The 1,191-nt window shown below is 50.5% G+C and carries 1 protein-coding gene; it reads right to left on the bottom strand.

All coding sequences use genetic code 11. From position 1 onward, the window contains the following. Positions 1-342: 342 nt before the first annotated feature. On the bottom strand, positions 343-1,191 hold an 849-nt coding region (locus HU824_RS19420; RefSeq protein ID WP_176469743.1), incomplete at its 5' end, for a phage integrase SAM-like domain-containing protein.

Genomic DNA, 1,191 nt, shown 5'->3' with positions numbered 1-1,191 from the left:
TTCCGTTACTTCGCAGGTAATGAAATCCTGTTAATTTCATTAATAATCAGTCGACAAGGAGAGAACAGGCGGTTTTTGTCCTGAATGGTGAAAATCAGTCCGTTGGGATATCGGAAAGAGGATTGGAAGTCGGAAAAAGTGACAGTGGGAAGGTGATGAAATGAGGATTCCAAAAAATGAAAGCGCATGTCCTTTGGTTCAAGATGCTGAATGACAGCCTGTTGACAGATTAGATGGGGGCTCCTTAAGGGCAACACCTCCCCGTTCCTCAAACCACTGTTTGAAGATTCCGGAAAATGTGCGACAAACCTATTCTGTCGTATTAAAATGAAGTAACGTCTTTTATACTATGCACGCTCCGCTTCTTACAAAAGAAATTACCCTTTGATTGGCCTCGTCAATCTTCCTGTTGCTGAAAGGCTTCAGATAGGTTTCCGTCACCGTGATGGAGGAGTGTCCCATGGCTTCGGATATGATTCCGGGATGTATCTCGCAGTGGTAAGCCATTGTGGCCCAGGTGTGTCTGGCCGCATATGTACTGAGTGCCGACTGCATTCCCAGGCATTGCCTGAGTACTGCCAGACGCTGGTTGAATGCCCTTAGTGCCGACTGGTATTCCCGGTATGCCGCTTCCGTTCCTTCCTCGCTCTGCAGGATGGGGAACAGATAGGGGGAGTCGGGGTCTCTGTCCGCCAGCATCCTTACCATCTGCATGGCTTCTGGTGTGAGTGACACGGTCAGCGCCCGTCCCGTCTTCCTTCGCCTATAAGAGAGTGTGTTTCCCTGCAAGTCCCTCTTGTGCAAATAGGCCAGGTCTACAAAGGGTATTCCCCTGAGCATGAACATGAGTACGAAGAAAATCCTTGTTTTCTGCCGTGTGTTTGGGAGTTTCCCTCCCTGCAGGCTCTTTTCCGTCTCCCTTACCAGGCATCCGATATCCGCTGTTTCCAGTGCTTTCTTCCTGTCCGCCCTTGTGCCGGTGTACACATGCTCAAACAGTCTGGGTACATACCGCACCATCTTTCTGTCCACCGCCCGGTTGAAAACCGAGCGTATCGCCTTGATGTAGGTTGACACGGTGTTCCAGCTGCAGTTCCTCTGCCTGAGGAAGTTTTCGAATCTCTTCAGCACGGTGGGGCTCAGCCTGCGCATGGGCATGGGTTGTCCCTTGTTGAATGCCGAGAATGCATT

The organism is Bacteroides sp. L10-4, from assembly GCF_013373675.1.
GTDB lineage: Bacteria > Bacteroidota > Bacteroidia > Bacteroidales > Bacteroidaceae > Bacteroides > Bacteroides muris.
The sequence above is the reverse complement of the archived record's forward strand: the minus strand, read 5'-3'. Positions and strand labels throughout refer to the sequence as shown.